This window comes from Microbacterium sp. UCD-TDU (assembly GCF_000340625.1).
GTDB classification, from domain to species: domain Bacteria; phylum Actinomycetota; class Actinomycetes; order Actinomycetales; family Microbacteriaceae; genus Microbacterium; species Microbacterium maritypicum.
Map to the genome: position 1 here is coordinate 131176 of NZ_KB454448.1, position 14705 is coordinate 145880.

The 14705-nt window shown below is 69.9% G+C and carries 17 protein-coding genes and 2 pseudogenes; 10 read left to right on the forward strand and 9 right to left on the reverse strand.

The annotated features are described in order from the left end of the window. Positions 1-8 precede the first annotated feature (8 nt). From D514_RS35985 to D514_RS36010, 6 genes are all read right to left on the reverse strand, one after another. On the reverse strand, positions 9-242 hold the full coding sequence (locus tag D514_RS35985) for a MoaD/ThiS family protein (protein ID WP_017831260.1): 234 nt from the start codon (positions 240-242) through the stop codon (positions 9-11). Next, complete coding sequence (gene moaC / locus D514_RS35990; RefSeq protein ID WP_031206403.1) at positions 239-733, reverse strand: cyclic pyranopterin monophosphate synthase MoaC; 495 nt, start codon at positions 731-733, stop codon at positions 239-241. The genes D514_RS35985 and moaC overlap by 4 nt, the downstream gene beginning before the upstream one ends. Next, entirely contained in the window at positions 730-1965 is a 1236-nt protein-coding gene (gene glp / locus D514_RS35995) for a gephyrin-like molybdotransferase Glp (protein WP_017831262.1), read from the reverse strand. Before glp ends, moaC begins: the two co-directional genes overlap by 4 nt. Next, a complete protein-coding gene (locus tag D514_RS36000) occupies positions 1962-2747 on the reverse strand; it encodes a HesA/MoeB/ThiF family protein (RefSeq protein WP_017831263.1) in 786 nt (261 codons plus the stop codon). The genes glp and D514_RS36000 overlap by 4 nt, the downstream gene beginning before the upstream one ends. Before the next feature lie 22 nt (positions 2748-2769). Then, a complete protein-coding gene (locus D514_RS36005) occupies positions 2770-3666 on the reverse strand; it encodes a triacylglycerol lipase (RefSeq protein ID WP_017831264.1) in 897 nt (298 codons plus the stop codon). An 87-nt stretch (positions 3667-3753) separates the two neighbouring features. After that, the gene (locus tag D514_RS36010) at positions 3754-5142 is read right to left on the reverse strand and encodes a D-alanyl-D-alanine carboxypeptidase family protein (RefSeq protein ID WP_236610997.1); all 1389 of its coding nucleotides are present in this window, start codon (positions 5140-5142) and stop codon (positions 3754-3756) included. A gap of 141 nt (positions 5143-5283) precedes the next feature. Here D514_RS36010 and D514_RS36015 point away from each other — a divergent pair, with 141 nt between their 5' ends. The 8 genes from D514_RS36015 to D514_RS39055 all read left to right on the forward strand — a co-directional run bounded on the left by D514_RS36015 (position 5284) and on the right by D514_RS39055 (position 10785). Further along, positions 5284-5676: a molybdopterin-binding protein gene (locus tag D514_RS36015; RefSeq protein ID WP_017831266.1), complete on the forward strand. Its 393-nt coding sequence runs from the start codon at positions 5284-5286 to the stop codon at positions 5674-5676. Between the two features lies 1 nt (position 5677). Continuing rightward, positions 5678-6454 carry a molybdate ABC transporter substrate-binding protein gene (gene modA / locus D514_RS36020; RefSeq protein WP_017831267.1) on the forward strand — a complete coding sequence of 259 codons (777 nt, stop codon included), beginning with the start codon at positions 5678-5680 and terminating at the stop codon, positions 6452-6454. Continuing rightward, positions 6451-7239 carry a molybdate ABC transporter permease subunit gene (modB, locus tag D514_RS36025; protein ID WP_017831268.1) on the forward strand — a complete coding sequence of 263 codons (789 nt, stop codon included), beginning with the start codon at positions 6451-6453 and terminating at the stop codon, positions 7237-7239. The genes modA and modB overlap by 4 nt, the downstream gene beginning before the upstream one ends. Continuing rightward, a complete protein-coding gene (locus D514_RS36030; protein WP_051056632.1) occupies positions 7236-8315 on the forward strand; it encodes a sulfate/molybdate ABC transporter ATP-binding protein in 1080 nt (359 codons plus the stop codon). The genes modB and D514_RS36030 overlap by 4 nt, the downstream gene beginning before the upstream one ends. Positions 8316-8431: 116 nt before the next feature. Then, positions 8432-9526, forward strand: a complete 1095-nt coding sequence (gene moaA / locus D514_RS36035; protein WP_017831270.1) for a GTP 3',8-cyclase MoaA — start codon at positions 8432-8434, stop codon at positions 9524-9526. Positions 9527-9618: 92 nt separating this feature from the next. Beyond that, the gene (locus D514_RS36040) at positions 9619-10197 is read left to right on the forward strand and encodes a hypothetical protein (protein ID WP_017831271.1); all 579 of its coding nucleotides are present in this window, start codon (positions 9619-9621) and stop codon (positions 10195-10197) included. A 71-nt stretch (positions 10198-10268) separates the two neighbouring features. Continuing rightward, positions 10269-10538 (forward strand): ribbon-helix-helix domain-containing protein, encoded by a 270-nt coding sequence (locus D514_RS36045; RefSeq protein ID WP_031206405.1) that lies wholly within the window; start codon positions 10269-10271, stop codon positions 10536-10538. Beyond that, positions 10531-10785: a hypothetical protein gene (locus D514_RS39055; protein ID WP_031206407.1), complete on the forward strand. Its 255-nt coding sequence runs from the start codon at positions 10531-10533 to the stop codon at positions 10783-10785. Before D514_RS36045 ends, D514_RS39055 begins: the two co-directional genes overlap by 8 nt. An 18-nt stretch (positions 10786-10803) precedes the next feature. On the opposite strand, the gene D514_RS38570 is transcribed toward D514_RS39055, so the two are convergent. After that, a complete protein-coding gene (locus D514_RS38570) occupies positions 10804-11397 on the reverse strand; it encodes a peptidase dimerization domain-containing protein (RefSeq protein WP_236611005.1) in 594 nt (197 codons plus the stop codon). Here D514_RS38570 and D514_RS38795 point away from each other — a divergent pair. Next, positions 11318-11500, forward strand: a pseudogene (locus D514_RS38795) (DNA polymerase III subunit beta); the annotation flags it as partial. The gene D514_RS38570 and the pseudogene D514_RS38795 sit on opposite strands and share 80 nt — an antisense overlap. Positions 11501-11547: 47 nt before the next feature. On the opposite strand, the pseudogene D514_RS38580 reads toward D514_RS38795, so the two are convergent. Together D514_RS38580 and D514_RS36060 are read right to left on the reverse strand one after the other, a co-directional pair. After that, positions 11548-12117, reverse strand: a pseudogene (locus D514_RS38580) (M20/M25/M40 family metallo-hydrolase); the annotation flags it as partial. A gap of 53 nt (positions 12118-12170) precedes the next feature. After that, entirely contained in the window at positions 12171-12818 is a 648-nt protein-coding gene (locus tag D514_RS36060) for a TetR/AcrR family transcriptional regulator (RefSeq protein WP_017831276.1), read from the reverse strand. 157 nt (positions 12819-12975) lie between these two features. Between D514_RS36060 and D514_RS36065 the strand changes: the two genes are divergently transcribed. Continuing rightward, positions 12976-14637, forward strand: coding sequence for an ABC transporter substrate-binding protein (locus D514_RS36065; RefSeq protein ID WP_017831277.1), 1662 nt, complete (start codon positions 12976-12978; stop codon positions 14635-14637). Positions 14638-14705 lie beyond the last annotated feature (68 nt).

Consider the following 14705-nt stretch of genomic DNA (forward strand, 5'->3'; position numbering starts at 1 on the left):
TCGCGCGGTCAGCCGCCCGCGAAGGGCGGGAGCACGTCGATGAGTTCGGCGTCGTCGAGGGCGATGTCGCCGTCGGTGCGCACCCCGTCGACGAGCACCGCGCAGCGCGGCAGGATGTCGGCGAGTGACGGATGCTCAGCCACGACGGCGGTCCGCAGGGCCAGGAGGGAACGTTCGCCGCGTTCCTCCTCGCCCGTCCCCGCGGCCTCTGCGGCGGCGGCGAAGTAGCGCACCCGCGTCATCGGGCATCTCCGGGGGCGGCTTCTCCGGGGCGCACCCAGTCGCCCGAGCGCCCTCCCGACTTCGCCACGATGCGCACGTCTTCGATAACGACCGCGCGGTCGACGCCCTTGATCATGTCGACGACCGCCAGAGCGGTGACCGAGACGGCGGTGAGAGCCTCCATCTCCACCCCGGTGCGATCGGCGGTGCCCACCGTCGCCTCGATGCGAACGCCGTCGTCGACGATGTCGAGCTCGACGCTCGCGCGGTGCACCCCGATCACATGCGCGAGCGGCAGCAGCGAAGGCGTGGACTTGGCCGCCTGGATGCCGGCGATGCGCGCCACGGCGAGCACGTCGCCCTTCGGCACGGTGCCGTCGCGGAGGGCGGCGATCACGTCGGTGCTGCAGCGCACGAAACCGCGGGCGGTCGCGGTGCGGACGGTCGGCTGCTTCGCGGTCACATCGACCATGTGCGCGCGGCCGCCGGCGTCAAGGTGGGGAAAGCTCATCCGACCAGCATGACATCGATCGCATCGCCCACGGCGACGGTCTCGACCTCGGCCGGCACGATCGCGAACGCGTGCGCACGGGCGAGTCCGCCAGCGAGGTGGGATCCCGATCCGCCGGCGGTCGCAGGGCGCACGGTGCGCGCGGCGAAGTCGACCACGGCCGGCAGATACTGGCGACGGCCCGGAGGCGGCGTCCACGATGCGTCGGCGGTGAACGGTGCACGAGGGCGGTGGATCAGGGCGCGCCCCTGCATCGCGAGCAGGGCGGGGCGCACGAACACCTCGAACGACACCGCCACGCTCACAGGGTTCCCCGGCAGGCCGAACACCAGGCACCCGTCATCGAGCACGCCGAAGGCCTGCGGCTTGCCTGGCTGCATGGCGACCGCGCTGAACTCGACCTGTCCGCCGCCGTCGAAGGCCCCGCGCACGGGCTCGTAGGCCCCCGCGCTCACCCCGCCGGTGAACACGATCACATCGGCGCCGAGGGCGAGGGCTTCGGCAGTCACCGCCCTGACGGCGTCCGCCTCGTCCCGAACGCGCGCGACCAGCACCACCTCGGCATCGGCCTCGGAGACCAGGTGTTCGAGGAGCGGGCCGTTGGAGTCGGGGATGCGGCCGCGGGTGGGGGATTCCCCCGGTGCGAGCAGTTCGCTCCCGGTCGACACCACCGCCACGCGCGGAGCTCGCGTCACCGAGACCTCGGCGACCCCGGCGGCGACCGCGGCGGCCAGCTGGAAAGGCCCCAGGCGCTCGCCGGCATGCACGACCTCGTCGCCTGCGTGCAGGTCGGCCCCGCGTCGGCGCACGAACACCCCAGGCTTCGCCGGAGCACGCAACACCCTCACCTCGTCGAGCGAGTCGGCGAGGCCACCGGCCGTGTCCTCGAACGGCACGATCACGTCGGCATCGGTGGGCGTGGGGGACCCGGTCATGATGCGGGCGGCTTCGCCCACGCCGAGCGGGGGGTCGAGGTCGACGCCCGCGGGGAGGTCGGCGACCACGCGCAGAGTGACCGGGTGCTCCTCGGAGGCCTCGGCGACATCGGCGCCGCGCACGGCGAAGCCGTCCATCGCGGAGTTGTCGAACAGGGGGATGTCGTGGGCGGCGGCTGCGGGAGCGGCGAGGGTGCGTCCTGCGGCATCAGCCACCGGACGCGTCTCGCTCTCGATCAGGCGGACGGCATCGAGCACACGGGCGAGCTGCTCCTCGACCGTGCGGCGGCCGGTCATGCGCGCACCGCCCTCGTCGCCGTGGACGCCGGACGGATCGGTATCTCGTGCTGGCGGGAGGTGAGCGCATCGATCACCGCGAGCCGACCGAGCAGCGGTTCGCCGGCACCGCTCAGGAGCTTGAGCACCTCGCCCGCCAGCAGCCCGCCGACCTGCACGCACAGGGCCCCGAGAACACCGACCTGAGCACAGCTGGGCGGCTCGCCCTCGGTGCCCAGAGGGAAGAGATCGGCGAGCACCACCGGCTCCCCCTCCGGCGGGGCCGACCAGAAGACCGTGGCCTGCGCATGCCACTCCTGCACGGCACCCCACACGAGCGGGAGTCCGAGCGCTTCGGCCGCCGCGGCCACATCGCGGCGGGTCGAGAACGAATCGCTCGTGTCGACCACCACATCGGCGCCGGTGAGCAGGCGTTCGGCATTGTCGGCGTCGAGGTGTTCGGGCACCTGGGTCACCACGGTGTGCGGGGCGAGGGCGGTGATGGCACGCTCGGCGGATGCGGTCTTCAAGGCTCCGATGTCCTCCACCCGGTGCGCCAGCTGGCGCTGCAGGTTGGTGAGCTCCACGATGTCGTCGTCGATCACCGTGATGGTGCCGATGCCCGCGGCGGCCAGGGCGAGCAGGACGGGGGAGCCGAGCCCACCCGCGCCGATGATGGTGACATGCGCGGCGTTGAGGCGGCGCTGACCTTCTTCACCGATGCCGGAGAGCACCGCGTGCCGGGCCGTGCGGACGAGTTCTTCGGGTTCCAGCGCGGCGACCGGGGCGACGAGGGGCTGCATGGGTTCAGCGTATGCCCCTGATTCAGGCCTGGAGCGCATCGTCGACGACCGCGAACACCTCGGGGTCCCAGGTGAGCGCCCGCTCCCATGGCAGGCCGAAGGCGTCGGCGAAGAAGATGCTGTGCACGTCGTCGTGGAAGCTGTGACGGACAGCGCGGGGGAGGACCTCGCTCGGCACGTCGTCCGCCCGAGCGCTCCGCTGCGACACGAGCCCGTCGTGCGGCCACAGCTGGAGTGGTGCGGATGCCGCGTGGAAGTGCCCGGCGCCGATCGCGGTGACGGTGATCGTGTCCAGCACTCCGATCTGGGCCGCATTCCACTCCCGCAGGAACCGGCGCGAGACCTGGTCGGCAGCGCCCTGCGAGTTCTCGGCGGCGTAGCTGCGCGATCGCTCCAGGATCTGGGCGGTCCCCTCGTCGCCGGCGGCGTCGTTCGCGGAGATCTCGCCGGTGAGCACATCGCCGAGCAGCGAACCTTCCCACGGGGTCCCGAGGGTGACGAGTCGATGCACCGACGGTCCGGATCCCTGCAGGTGGCGGATCGCCGCGCGGGAGAACAGACCGCCCATCGAGTGCGCGACGAGGTCGACGTCGGTGAGGCCGTGTTCCTCCCCGAGCCACCGCAGGAATGCGGCCAAGCGGGCGCCGCCCTCGTCGATCCCGCCGACCGCGTTGACGGTCATCTCCGCTGGCAGCACGACGGGCACATCAGCGAAACCCTGCCACCCGGCGTCTTCTCGGACCTCGCCGTCTCCGATGCGGGCGGGTGCGGTGAAGACCGCAGCGCCACGCTCGAGAAGATGTGCCCGAAGGGCGGTGAGCGTGTTGCCGGCGGCGAGGCCGGACCCGCTGGCGCGGTCGGGATCCGTGAACGGTGTCACGGCGGCACCGCCCGATACGAGAACGACAGCATCCGCCATGGTGTTCCTTCCGAAGACCTACGCGGTCAGGATAGGACAGAACGCGGGCGTGCTCGGACGACGGTCGATCGGATCGCCCGTGTCGCCTCAGCCCGCGGCATCCGTCATCGAAGCGAGCTCGGACGGGTGGGTGAGTCGCCACCACTCGGACGGCGAGTCGATGCTGCCTTTGATCTGGACCCGGGCGGTGACGGTGTTCGGGCCCGCGGTCCAGGTGACGCTGCCCACGACCGAGCCATTCCGATAGGTCGGCGGAGTCTCGATGTCCGTCGTCACGGTGATCGGCGTGTCCGACCAGGTGAAGACCGATGCCGCCTCTCCGATGACCAGCTGGGCGGTGTCGCCCCATGGCGTCGAGATCGTGCCGATCTCCTGTCCCGAGGTCGCGACCGGCACCTGGTGGAAACCGGCGCGGACGCTGTCCAGAGTGGCGATCACGCTGGCGTTCACCGACTCGCGCGAGGATCCTCCGAGCACGACACCGGTCACCGCCAGAGGGTCGGTGGTGCCCACGACGAGGGTCGCGGTGTACAGCAGGCTGTAGGTGCCCTCGCCGAGGCTGCCGGTCTTCAACCCCGTGATGCCGCTGGTTCCGAGAAGTCCGTTGGTGTTGTTGAGCGGGCCGGCGCCGGGGAGTGAGATCGATGGGGTCGCGACGATCTGAGCGATCACCGGATTCGCGGCGGCGAGCTTCCCGATCGTCAGGAGGTCGGCGGGCGTGCTCGTGTTGCGGGGGCTGATCCCCGTGGGCTCGGTGATCGTCGTGCCCGTCAGCCCATGGGCGGCGAGCCAGTCGCGCGTCGCGCCGAGGAACGCGCTCTGCGATCCGAAGATGCGGGATGACAGCGCCTCGGCGTAGTTGCTCGCCGAGGGGATCAGCATGGCGGCCAGGGCATCGCGCAGCGACATCGAGGTGCCGGTGGGCATGGGGGCGATGGTCGCCCCCATCACGTAGTACCTGTCGTAGAGGTCGTGATCGGATTTGTCGAACGTGATCGTGGGCCCGGGGTCTTCGGCGGAGGCGAGAGGGGAGGCCTCGAGGATGACCAGTGCGGTGATGAGCTTCGTGATGCTCGCGATGGGGAGCGGCTCGCCGGTGCCGCTCGACGTCCAGATCCCACTCGCCGACTCGCCCAGGTAGGCGTCCGCGCCGGAGACGCTGATCGCCGAGGCGCCGACCGGGGGCGTGGCGACCGACGCCGCACCGACGGTCGGGGCCTGCGGTGTCTGTGTGGTGACGGTGGGCGCACCCACGGGAGCGGTGAGAGCCCACCCGACGTAGCCGCCGGTGGCGGCCAGCAACAGGACGACGCAGATCGCCGTGATGATGAGACCCCGGCGCCTGCGCCTTCGGCGGACCACCGGATCGATGAGATCACGAGGGGCGAGGAACTCCTGCTCGTGCGTCATCAGCTCGGCGAAGTCGGACAGGTCGTCCGCCGGTGGATTCGGTGCCGTCATGGTGATAGTCATCATGTCGGACATCCGACGCACGCGGTATCGGCCATTCGGGGGACACAGGGATCGCAGCGCTTGAGGGTGGGGTGTTCGGCCGCGCGGCGTCGCAGAATCGGAGATTACCGGTGCATATCTCCGTATCTGCGGTAGATTCTCTTCATGCAGACCTACCGGATCGCCCGTGCCGCGCAGCTGCTCGGGGTGAGCGACGACACGGTCCGTCGATGGATCGAGCAGGGGCTGCTGCCGGTCACCGATGCGGTTCCGGCCGAGATCCCCGGGGATGCCGTCGCGGCGCGAGCCGTCGCCCTCGCGGAGGAGGCGAAGAAGGCCGGAGACGTGCTCTCCAGCGCCCGCAACCGCTTCGTCGGCATCGTCACCCGGGTGCAGGTCGACGGGTTGATGGCGCAGATCGACATCCAATCCGGACCGCATCGGGTCGTCTCGCTGATCTCGTCCGAAGCGGTGCGCGAACTCCGGCTCGAGGTCGGTTCGCTCGCCACCGCATCCGTCAAGGCGACCCAGGTCGTCGTCGAGGTCCCGAAGGGCTGACATGAACCGCACGTTCCGCCGTTCCGCCGCCGCCGTCCTCGCCGCCGTCGCGCTCGCCCTCACAGGCTGTGCGAGCGCCGACGGGAGCACGGCGACGCCGACGACGGCGGAGGGCGGCCTGAGCGGAGATCTCACGGTCTACGCCGCCGCCTCCCTCAGCGGGGCCTTCGACGCGATCGGGGAGGCCTTCACCGCCGAGAACCCGGGCGTGAGGTTCAGCCCCGTGTACGACGGCTCGTCGACCCTGGTCACGCAGATCCTCGAAGGCGCGCCGGCCGACGTGTTCGCATCCGCCGACGAGGCCAACATGGACAAGGCGGCCGATGCCGCGGTGGATCCTGCGTTGTTCGCCTCCAACACCCTCGTGATCGCCGTGCCGACGGGCAACCCGGGCGGGGTCGGGGCGCTGGCCGATCTGGCCGACGTGACCACGGTGCTGTGCGCGCCGGAGGTGCCCTGCGGCGCGGCCTCCGCGAAGCTGCTCTCCACGGCGGGCGTGACGGTCGACGCCGCGAGTCTCGAGCAGAACGTGACGGCCGTGCTCACGAAGGTCGCCGCCTCCGAAGCCGACGCCGGACTCGTGTACGCCACCGACGTGATCGGTCGTGACGATGTCGAGGTGATCGTGCCCGACGGTACAGACGAGGTCGTCAACCACTACCCGATCGCCGCGCTCTCCGACGCGCCGAACGTCGAGGCGGCCGAGGCGTTCGTGACCTTCGTGCTGTCGGCGGAGGGTCAGAGGATCCTGGCGGACTTCGGCTTCGGAGCCCCGTGAGCGCGGCACCCGCGCACGGATACGCTCCGCGCGCTCTCGCGGTTCCCGCCCTCGTCGGGCTGGTCTTCCTGGTCCTGCCGCTCACCGCTCTCGTCGCGCGGGTGCAGTGGTCGACCTTCCTCGCGGATGTGACGTCGGAGGCTGCGCTCTCGGCACTCCTGCTCTCGCTCGGCACCGGCCTCGTGGCCACCGTCGTGTGCATCATCGTGGGTGTGCCGCTCGCGCTGTACATCGCCCGCTCCGGCCCTCGACTGGCAGCGGTGCTGCGCGCCGTCGTCACGGTGCCACTGGTGCTGCCGCCGATGGTGGGCGGTGTCGCGCTGCTGTACCTGTTCGGGCGTGCCGGGTGGCTCGGCGGACTCGGTCTGTCCTTCAGCACCCCGGCGGTGGTGCTGGCGCAGACGTTCGTCGCGCTGCCGTTCCTGGTGCTGGCCGTGGAGGGGGCGGTGCGCACCTCGGGCGTGGACTACGAACGCACGGCGGCGGCGCTCGGAGCCGGTCGATGGACGATCCTGCGCCGCATCACCCTGCCGCTCGCGGCTCCGGGCATCGTCGCCGGTGTCGTGCTGTGCTTCGCGCGGGCCATCGGCGAGTTCGGGGCGACGGCGCTGTTCGCCGGAAATCGGCCTGGGGTCACGCAGACCATGCCGCTGGCGATCTACACGGCGTTCAACGGAGCGGGAGTCTCGCAGGGCACCGCGGTCGCCCTCGCGCTGCTGCTGCTCGCCACCGCGATCGTCGTGCTGCTGCTCGTGCGCGGCTGGCGACCGGGGGTGACACGATGACCCCGTCGGAGCACCACGCCGGCGCAGTGCCGGGGCTGCGGGCGCAGGTGGTCGTCGAACGCGAGCACTTCGCCGTCGAGGTCGCGGTGCAAGTCGCGGTCGGCGAGACCGTCGCCATCATGGGGCCCAGCGGTGCAGGCAAATCGACCCTGCTGCAGGCGCTCGCAGGGCTCGAGCCGCTGACCGCAGGGGAGATCGAGGTCGCCGGACGCGTGGTCGACCGCGTCGCCGCTCCGCGCGTGCGGACCGCACCCATGAACCGGGGCATCGTGCTGCTCGGCCAGGATGCGCGGCTGTTCCCCCACCTGTCGGTGCGCGAGAACGTCGCCTTCGGCCCGCGCGCGGCAGGAGAGGACGCCCGCACCGCGCGTGACTCGGCCGATGAGTGGCTTGCACGCGTCGGACTCCCCGGCGCGGGGGATCGCATGCCGCGCGAGCTCTCCGGCGGCGAAGGGCAGCGCGTCGCGGTCGCCAGAGCGCTCGCCGCATCTCCGCGCGCGGTGCTGCTCGACGAACCGCTGGTGGCGCTCGATCCGGCGACGGCGGGCGACATTCGACAGATGCTGCGCGATCAGCTCACCGGGATCACCACGCTCGCGGTCACGCACGACGCCGCGGACGCCGTCGCGCTGGCTGACCGTCTCGTGGTCATCGAGTCGGGGCGTGTCACGCAGACCGGGCCCGTGCGCGACGTGCTGTCGGCGCCCGCCTCGGACTTCGTCGCCTCGATCGCGGGCGTCAATCGGCTGGTGGGCGTCGCGGCGGGCGGCGGGTGGCGCAGCGGTCACCGGCGTCTCGCGAGCACGGATGCCGCCTCGCTCGCGCTCGCCGCGGTCGTGGGCTCGCCGCTCGCCGCAGTGTTCCGTCCCGAGCATGTGCAGGTCGTCGGTGAGGCGGAATCGGATGCCTGGGAGACCGAGGTCACACGACTCGAATCCACGCTCGCCGGGGTGCGGGTGCAAACCCGGGCGTGCGCGATCGACGTCTCGCTCGCCGAAGCGGACGGGCTCGTGCCGGGGGATCAGGTCCGCCTGCGGATAGACCCCGAGCGCGTGCGCTTCGTATCCGTGGTCTGAGCAGCCCCGGGGAGGCCGTCGCAACGCTGGCAATCTCCCGCTCGCCGTCGCGGAGGCGGCCCCGATCGGGTCTCGGCGGGTTAGTCTCGAACGATGACGGGGAGCAGGGGAGCGCCATGACGGCCGTACCGGTCGTGATCGGTGTGCGCCCGCCGCACGCCGCATCGGCGCCGCAGGCGGCCGGCCACGAGGCCCTCGGTGGTGGTCTCGTCGACACGCATGGCCGTGTGCATCGTGATCTGCGCATCTCGCTCACCGACCGCTGCTCGCTGCGCTGCACCTACTGCATGCCCGAGCAGGGCAACGAATGGCTCGCCCGCACGAGCATCCTCTCCACCGACGAGATCGTCGAGGTCGCCGAGGTGGCCGCCGCTCTCGGCATCCGCACCTTCCGCCTCACCGGTGGCGAGCCGCTGCTGCGGAGCGACATCGTCGAGGTCGTGCGGCGCATCGCCCGCATCGAGGGGGAGGACGGCCCCGTCGAGGTCGCGATGACCACCAACGGCATCAGCCTCGCCCCGAAGCTCCCCGACCTGATCGATGCCGGTCTCACGCGCCTCAACATCAGCATCGACACGGTCGACCGTCAGCGCTTCGCCGATCTCACCCGGCGCGACCGACTCGACGACGTGTTCGAAGGCATCGCCGCGGCGGCGGCCTCGTCCCTCCGCCCTCTCAAGCTGAACGCGGTCGCCATGCGCGGCGTCAACGACGACGAGCTGGTCGACCTCGTGGAGTTCGCGATGAGGATGGGCGCGCAGCTGCGCTTCATCGAGCAGATGCCGCTGGATGCCGGGCACACCTGGGACCGGGCCTCGATGGTCACGCGCGAGGAGATCCTCGCATCCCTGGGCGAGCGTTGGCGTCTCGACCCGGTCGAGGGTCGTGGGGGAGCGCCGGCCGAGAAGTGGCGCATCGACGGCGGACCGCACGAGGTGGGTGTGATCGCCTCGGTCACCGCCCCCTTCTGCGGCGCCTGCGACCGTCTGCGCCTGACCGCCGACGGTCAGCTGCGCAACTGCTTGTTCTCGAACGTCGAGTACGACCTGGTCGACGTGCTTCGCGGGGAGTCGGCCTCTGCGGCGGGGGCCCGCTCCGACGGGATCGCTGCGATGCTGCGTTCCTGCGTGCACGGCAAGCTCCCGGGGCACGCGATCAACGACCCCTCGTTCCTGCAACCGGCGCGCGGCATGAACGCGATCGGCGGCTGAGCCCGGGTCGAACATGACCCTCCCGGTCCGAGTTCTCGGCGTGTGGGCCGAGGGGGCGCGCGGGACCGACTCAAGGCACAGGGGGTGAACGGATGTGGGAGCCGATCGGGCAGGGGCGTGACGGGTACCGCCTGACGATCCGGGCGACGCGAGTCTCCATGCGCCAGCTCGTGGCGATCATCGTCGGCTGCGTGGCTGTGGGAGGGTCCGCTGCCACGGCGGCGTTGATCGCGATCTCCCTCGAGACCGATTCCATGCTCGGCAGGTCCGGTGTCGTCGCGGTCGGCGGTGGCGTGGCTGTCGTCATCGTGCTCGCCCTGTTGTGGATCTTCGCCCGGCGAAGGAAGCGCTACGTCATCGAGTGGGATGACGGGGGGATCCGGATCATCGGTGCCGGGGCGGAGCGAGCGCTCCCCTGGGCCTCCATCGCTCGTGTGCTGATCCGCCTCGACACGGACTACGCCCGCGTAGAGGTGAAGGGCACGGACGGAGAGTCCGTGACGCTCTTGGCCGGATTCGGCTCCCAAGACGTGAAGAAGGCCCACGCGATCGACCCGATTCCGGGAGAGGTCGCCGACCTGCTGCACCGCCATCTTTGTGTCGAACAGCCGAGCAGGAGAGATGCCCTCGGCCTGCACGTCTTCCTGCGGACGCAGCAGACCGTTGCATGAGCGCGGCAGTCGGCAACGAGGGGTTTTCTTTTCGTATACACAATTCCGTGATTTTCGTATACAGTAAGTGCATGAGTGAGCACCTGGTGAACGGAAAACCCGTCACTGACGAGCAGATTCAGGCGTGGGCGGACGAGGCCGAGGTCGGCTACGACTTGTCGCAACTCCCGAAACCGCGTCGAGGTCGACCGACGGTGGGCGATGGCCCCGGCGCGGTGATCCCTGTGCGGCTCGATGCGTCCACGATCGCAGCGCTGACAGCGCGCGCTGAGGCCGAGGGCATCGCCACGCGTTCTGAGGCGATTCGCGCCGCAGTGCGCGAGTGGGCGCACGTTGCCTGACCTGCACCGATCAGCCCGCAAACATTACCGGCGCGACCAGCTCGACGACTCTTCCGTGCTGTATGCCGTCGAGCATGTCCTGCACTCGCGCCCGCTCGACGACGAAGACGACCCGCGCCGCTGGCTCATGATCGCCGCCGACCCTTCAGGCCGTCTCCTCGAGCTCGTCATGCTGATCTACGACGACAGTTACGAGCTGATCATCCACGCGATGAAGGCCCGAGCTCAGTACCTCGACGAGCTGTAGATCGACTCTCTTCCGCCTCTAGGCGAGGAACTCCCGGGCCGCGGCCGAGAGGGCGGTCACGCCGACCTCGATCGTCGGGTGGATCTCCGGCGCGAAGAACGGCGAGTGGTTGGTGGGGATGTCCTCTCCCAGGCGACCGGCGGCGACCGCCTCGGCGAACCGCGTGGGGTCGATACCGCCCCAGAACCAGAACACGAGAGGCACTCCGGCGTCGCGGGCGAACCAGGAGACGTCCTCGCTGCCGGTGAACATGCCGGGGTCGATGACGGCTGCCTCGCCCAGCGCGCGCTGCAGTGCTGCGGTGACGCGTGCGGTGGCGTGCTCGTCGTTGATCGTGGCCGGCAGCGTGTGATCGGTGCGGATCTCGGGTTCGCGCTCCGCGCCCGAGGCCGTGGCCTCGGCCCGCACGATGCGCTCCACGCTCGCGAGTACTTTCTCGCGCGTCTCCTCGTTCGGGTAGCGCAGGCTCAGTTCGAGCTTCGCCTCGGCGGGGATGATGTTGTTCTTTTCGAACGCCTTTTGAGGAGACCACGCACGCGCCTCCGAGTCCGTCGATGCGATCCTCTCCGGTGGCGACGAGGTCACGCTCGGCCTGAACCCGCAGTACCTCATCGAGGCCCTCGGCGCCGTGAAGAGCGAGTTCGTCCGCGTGACGTTCACCTCGAGCGACAACGCCAACAAGCTCAGCCCGGTGCTGATCACGAGTCAGACCTCAGATCGGAAGAGCGTCGTGNCGCGGAGGTTTAAAAATGTTTCGAAAAGCAGGGTGACGGTGAGCCCGTCGGAGGCCGCCATCTGCGTGCCGCTGCGCACGCCGATCACGCCGGCGGGAAGCGGCGTCACGTGCTGGCCGAGCACCACGTCGGGCTTCGGGTAGCGGCCGAGGATGCCGTCATCGAGCATCGCGCGCGCCCCGGCGCCGTACTCCTCGGCGGGCTGGATCAGCACGACGAGGGTTCCCGACCAGTCGGAGCGCTCGGAGACGAGCTTCTCGACCGCGCCGATCATGGCGGTCACGTGCATGTCGTGACCGCAGGCGTGCATGACGGGAACGGTCGTGCCCGCCGGGTCGATGCCCGTGGCGGTGCTCGCGTACGACAGGCCGGTCTGCTCCTCGACCGGGAGCGCGTCCATGTCGGCCCGAACCCACACGACCGGACCTTCGCCGTTTCGCAGCACGCCGACGACGCCGGTGACTCCGACGCCCTCTTCGACCTCGAGGCCCAGGTCGCGCAGATGCTGGGCGGCGATGCCGGCGGTACGCGTCTCCTGGAACGAGAGCTCGGGGTGCTGGTGCAGGTCGATGTAGAGCGCTTCGAGATCGATCGTCATGGCCCGAGCCTAGCCCCGCGAGCGGCTCGTGCCGAGGGTGCGCGATCGACGGATCAGGCGGGGTGCACGTAGGTCGGCAGTTGCGGCCCCGGGCGCAGCACGGCGTTCACGATCGCCTGGATCGCGAACTCGCTCGTCTCCCCGAGTTCGACGATCTCGGGGTGCAGGAGCCACTGCAGCTGCAGGCCGTCCATCACCGCGAGGATCGCGGCGGAGGCTGCGGCGATGGTGCCCGGATCGCGCACGCCCTCCTGAGCGCACAGCTCGTGGAATGCGGCGGTGACCTCTCGACGCAGGGTCGTGTACCGCTCCTCGAAGTAGTCCCTGGCGGGGTGGTCGTCGGTCACCGACTCGGCGGAGAGCACCGTGTACGCCTGCACGATGCCCGGCCGTTTCTCGTTCGCGAATGCCGTGCGCACCAGGTGCAGGAACAGCTCGGGTCCGCCGGGGATGTGCTTCTCGGCGAGTTCCGCGACGTCGGCCTGATCGCGGTAGGCGAGCACCTCGAGCAGCAGCTTCTGCTTCGAGCCGAAGTGGTGGAGGACGCCCGCATGCGTGATGCCGACCTGCTCAGCCACATCGGCCAGGGTGCCGTTGGTCGACCCCTTGTTGCCGAAGATCTCCACGGCTGCCTTGAGGATCTGCTCGCGCTTCGCGAGGGTCGCCGGGCGCACGCGCACGGTCTGGTCGCTGTCTGCCACCGCGGCCTCCTCTCCATCGTCGGACTGTGCTTGCGATCAAACTTACTACTCGGTAACCTCACGGAAGCTTACTTTCTCGACAGTAAGCAAATCACGACGGCCGGCGGACCCCCGTTCGCCGGCGACACAGCACAAAGACCCGTGCCTAGGAGAAGCAATGAAGCTCAGAAAGTCTCTGATCGCCGCGACCGCGATCACCGCGCTCGGTGTGTCGGCCCTCGCCGGCTGCTCGGCCGGCGGTGGATCCGGCGACGGCGCCGGATCCGCATCCCTCACCATCGCGAAGCCCGACGGTGCGATCACCACCGAGTCGAACAACCCGTTCGTCGGCGACTCCGCCGCGTCGAAGTACGGCTACGCCAAGGTCGTGTTCGAGACCCTGGCCCTGGTGAACCAGACGGGAGATCGCGGTACCACGCCATGGCTCGCCGAGAGCCTCGAGTGGAATGACGACTACACGCAGCTCACGGTCGTCCCGCGCGCGGACGTCACCTGGAGCGACGGCGAGCCGTTCACGGCCGACGACATCGTCTTCTCGTTCGAGACCGCCTCGATCCCCGCCCTCGACACCGCCGGCCTCAAGTACGAGGGCGCCGAGGTCGACGGTGACAAGGTCGTGCTGAGCTTCGGCGACTCCAAGTACGTCAACCAGGCACGCGTGCTGCACGTGCCGATCGTCCCCAAGCACATCTGGGAGAAGTTCGAGGACCCGGCCACCGACCCCGTCAAGGGCGACGACCTCGTCGGCACCGGCCCCTACGCGATGGCGAACTGGTCGACCGAGTCGGTCACGCTCGACGCGCGCGACGACTACTGGGGCGGCGACCTCGCCGTGCCCGAGCTGCACTACGTCTCGTACGGTGACAACACCGCCCTCACCACGGCCCTCGCGAACGGCGACGCCGACTGGGCGCAGGCGTTCATCCCGCAGATCGAGGAGCAGTTCCTCTCGGCCGACCCCGAGCACAACAAGTTCCTCGCCTCCCCGACCACCGGCTCGGCCACGTTGTTCATGAACCTGCAGCAGAAGCCGTTCGACGACCCCGCCTTCCGTCAGGCGCTCGCCTGGGTGATCGACCGCGACGCTTACGTCGACATCGCGCGCGAGGGTGCCAGCGAGCCGGTCTGGTCCGTCACGGGACTGTCGTCGATCCTCGAAGACGAGATCCAGCCGGAGTTCGAGGGAGTCGACTACAAGGTCGACGCCGAGAAGGCGCGTGACCTGCTGGAGACCGCCGGATACACCTGGAAGGACGACGCCCTGATCGACCCCGACGGCACGCCCGTCTCGTTCACGCTCTCCGTCCCGTCCGGCTGGAGCGACTGGAACACGGCGCAGGAGCTCATCGCCGAGGACGTGAAGGACAGCATCGGCGCCGAGGTCAAGATCGACATGCCCGACTGGGGTGGCTGGGCCGATCCCCGCGACAACGGCACGTTCTCTGCGATCATCCACTGGCTGGAGGACAGCGGCACGGCGTACGGCCTCTACACCTCGACCATGGATCCGCGGTGGATCTCCCCCGAGGGCAAGGCAGGCTTCAACTTCGGTCGCTTCGACGACCCGGAGGCGACAGCCGCGCTGAACACCTACGCGAACGCCTCGTCCGACGAGGAGCGCACCACCGCCATCGACACGCTGCAGACGATCTTCTCCGAGCAGGTGCCGGCCATCCCGCTGGGCGCGCACCCGCTGCTGGGTGAGTTCAACACGCGCAACTACGTCGGCTGGCCTTCGGAGGACGACACCTACGCGTCCGCCGACCCGACGCAGCCGAACATCGTGCAGATCCTCACGAAGCTGAAGCCCGCCGAGTAAGCACCACCCGCAGGGGAGCCCGCTCACACGGGCCGGGCTCCCCTGACCAGGTCGACGAAGGACACCCC

Coding starts and splice junctions, on each gene's coding strand:
- D514_RS35985 (WP_017831260.1), bottom strand. CDS start 242: ATGACGCGGGTGCGCTACTTCGCCGCCGCCGCAGAGGCCGCGGGGACG.
- D514_RS36000 (WP_017831263.1), bottom strand. CDS start 2,747: ATGCAGCCCCTCGTCGCCCCGGTCGCCGCGCTGGAACCCGAAGAACTC.
- moaA (WP_017831270.1), top strand. CDS start 8,432: ATGACGGCCGTACCGGTCGTGATCGGTGTGCGCCCGCCGCACGCCGCA.
- D514_RS38570 (WP_236611005.1), bottom strand. CDS start 11,397: ATGAGGTACTGCGGGTTCAGGCCGAGCGTGACCTCGTCGCCACCGGAG.
- D514_RS36015 (WP_017831266.1), top strand. CDS start 5,284: ATGCAGACCTACCGGATCGCCCGTGCCGCGCAGCTGCTCGGGGTGAGC.
- D514_RS36040 (WP_017831271.1), top strand. CDS start 9,619: ATGTGGGAGCCGATCGGGCAGGGGCGTGACGGGTACCGCCTGACGATC.
- D514_RS36065 (WP_017831277.1), top strand. CDS start 12,976: ATGAAGCTCAGAAAGTCTCTGATCGCCGCGACCGCGATCACCGCGCTC.
- D514_RS36005 (WP_017831264.1), bottom strand. CDS start 3,666: ATGGCGGATGCTGTCGTTCTCGTATCGGGCGGTGCCGCCGTGACACCG.
- D514_RS36030 (WP_051056632.1), top strand. CDS start 7,236: ATGACCCCGTCGGAGCACCACGCCGGCGCAGTGCCGGGGCTGCGGGCG.
- modA (WP_017831267.1), top strand. CDS start 5,678: ATGAACCGCACGTTCCGCCGTTCCGCCGCCGCCGTCCTCGCCGCCGTC.
- D514_RS36045 (WP_031206405.1), top strand. CDS start 10,269: ATGAGTGAGCACCTGGTGAACGGAAAACCCGTCACTGACGAGCAGATT.
- glp (WP_017831262.1), bottom strand. CDS start 1,965: ATGACCGGCCGCCGCACGGTCGAGGAGCAGCTCGCCCGTGTGCTCGAT.
- moaC (WP_031206403.1), bottom strand. CDS start 733: ATGAGCTTTCCCCACCTTGACGCCGGCGGCCGCGCGCACATGGTCGAT.
- D514_RS36010 (WP_236610997.1), bottom strand. CDS start 5,142: ATGATGACTATCACCATGACGGCACCGAATCCACCGGCGGACGACCTG.